Origin of the sequence: Paenarthrobacter sp. CAP02, assembly GCF_040137855.1 — a bacterium.
Classification (GTDB): domain Bacteria; phylum Actinomycetota; class Actinomycetes; order Actinomycetales; family Micrococcaceae; genus Arthrobacter.
In genome coordinates, this window is the sequence record NZ_JBEEII010000023.1 from 1 (window position 1) to 2,641 (window position 2,641).

Sequence of the window (2,641 nt, forward strand, 5' to 3'; positions counted from 1 at the left end):
TGCAGGGTTTTGGCGACGATGGAGTGGGTGTCGTTTTTGAAGTAGCGGCGTGCGGCTTGGCGGGTGTCGGAGAAGCCGAAGCCGTCTGCTCCGAGGGAGGCGAAGTCGTTGGGGATGTATTGGCGGATTTGGTCGGGGACGGCTTTCATGTAGTCGGTGACGGCGATGACGGGTCCGGTTGTGCCTGCGAGTTGTTCGGTGATGAAGGGGGTGGGTGCGGGTTGGCCGGGGTTGAGGAAGGCGTGGTCTTCGGCGGCGAGTCCGTCGCGTCGGAGTTCGTTCCATGAGGTCACGGACCAGACGTCGGCTGCGACGTTCCAGTCTTCGGCGAGGATCCGTTGGGCTTCGAGGGCCCAGGGGACGGAGACGCCGGAGGCGAGGATTTGCGCGGTGGGCCGGTTGGTGGGTCCTTCGGGGGCGTGGGCGAGGTGGTAGATGCCCTTGATCAGTGCGGTGGTGTCGAGGTTTTCCGGTTCCGCGGGTTGGGTGATGGGCTCGTTGTAGACGGTGAGGTAGTACATCACGTTCTGGTCAGTACTGTCCTCGCCGTACATTTGTTCGAGTCCGTGGCGGATGATGTGGCCGATTTCGTAGCCGTAGGCGGGGTCGTAGGTGCGTACGGCGGGGTTGGTGGAGGCCAGGATGGGGGAGTGCCCGTCGGCGTGTTGGAGTCCTTCGCCGGTGAGGGTGGTTCGTCCTGCGGTGGCGCCGATGATGAACCCGCGGGTCATTTGGTCTGCTGCGGCCCAGAAGGAATCGCCGGTGCGTTGGAAGCCGAACATGGAGTAGAACACGTAGATCGGGACCAGGGGTTCGCCGTGGGTGGCGTAGGAGGTTCCGGCGGCGGTGAACGCTGCGACGGCGCCGGCTTCGTTGATGCCGGGGTGGATCAGTTGTCCGGCGGGTGATTCTTTGTAGGCCAGGACGAGGTCGCGGTCCACGGAGAGGTAGTTCTGGCCTTTGGGGTTGTAGATTTTCGCGGTCGGGAAGAACGCGTCCATCCCGAAGGTCCGGGATTCGTCCGGGACGACGGGCACGAAGCGTGCGCCGAAGTTCTTGTCGCGCATGAGGTCTTTGAGGAGCCTCACGAAGGCCATGGTGGTCGCGGCTTGTTGTTTCCCGGACCCGCGTTTGGCGACCTCGTAGGACTTCGGGTCCGGGAGGGTGACGGGGGTGTGGGTGCGGCGGCGTTCGGGGACGAACCCGCCGAGCTCGGCCCGGCGTTCCATGAGGTATTGGATTTCCGGGGCGTCCATGCCGGGGTGGTAGTACGGGGGCCGGTAGAGGTCCGCGTCGAGTTGTTCGTCGGTGATGGGGATCCGGAGGTGGTCACGGAAGGCTTTGAGGTCTTCCATGGTCAGTTTCTTCATTTGGTGGGTCGCGTTGCGGCCCTCGAAGTGGGGTCCGAGTCCGTAGCCCTTGACGGTTTTGGCCAGGATCACGGTGGGTTTGCCCTTGAACTCGGTCGCTGCCTTATAGGCGGCGTAGACCTTGCGGTAGTCGTGGCCGCCGCGTTTGAGGCCCCAGATCTGTTCGTCGGTCAGGTCCGCGACCATGTCCTTGGTGGCCGGGTTCTTCCCGAAGAAGTGTTCCCTCACGAACCCGCCGGACTCGGCCTTGTAGGTCTGGTAGTCACCATCGGGGGTTTCGTTCATGATTTTCACCAACGCCCCGTCGGTGTCGGCCTCGAGCAGGGAGTCCCACTCCCGGCCCCAGACGACCTTGATCACGTTCCAGCCCGCACCGCGGAAGAACGCTTCGAGTTCCTGCATGATCTTGCCGTTACCGCGCACGGGACCGTCCAGGCGCTGGAGGTTGCAGTTGACCACGAAGTTCAGGTTGTCCAGGTTCTCGTTCGCGGCGAGCTGGAGCAGGCCACGGGACTCGGGCTCGTCCATTTCCCCGTCACCAAGGAACGCCCAGACCTGCTGGTCCGAGGTGTCCTTGATCCCACGGTTGTGCAGGTACCGGTTGGACTGGGCCTGGTAGATCGCGTTCATCGGGCCGATACCCATCGACACGGTCGGGAACTCCCAGAAATCAGGCATCAGGCGCGGGTGCGGGTACGAGGACAGGGCATGCCCTTCCTTGGACTTCTCCTGACGGAACCCGTCCAGATCCTCTTCGCTGAGGCGGCCTTCCATGAACGCCCGCGCGTACATCCCCGGGGACGCATGCCCCTGGAAGAACACCTGGTCCCCGCCCGAAGGGTGGTCCTTGCCGCGGAAGAAGTGGTTAAAGCCCACCTCATACAGGGTCGCGGCACCGGCATACGTGGAAATATGCCCACCCACACCAATATCGGAACGCTGCGCACGATGAACCATCACCGCAGCGTTCCACCGCATATACGCCCGATACCGGCGCTCGAACTCCTCGTTCCCCGGGAACGGCGCTTCCTGGTCCACCGGGATCGTGTTCACATAATCAGTGGTCGTCACCATCGGCACACCCACCGACCGGGCACCAGCACGCTGCAACAACGACCGCATAATGAACTGCGCACGCTCAGTACCCTGCTCGGCGATCAACGCATCAAGGGACTCAATCCACTCAGCAGTCTCTTCCGGATCACGATCAGGCAGCTGGGCAGTCAACCCGCTGAGGATGTGTGAGGTCTCTTCTCCTACAGACACGTCCA

At 63.0% G+C, this 2,641-nt stretch carries 1 protein-coding gene; it reads right to left on the reverse strand.

The features are described 5' to 3' along the window. Positions 1-2,636 (reverse strand): pyruvate dehydrogenase (acetyl-transferring), homodimeric type (gene aceE / locus ABHM97_RS21445; RefSeq protein WP_349472174.1); only part of this gene is annotated, 2,636 nt, incomplete at its 3' end. Between the last annotated feature and the right edge of the window lie 5 nt (positions 2,637-2,641).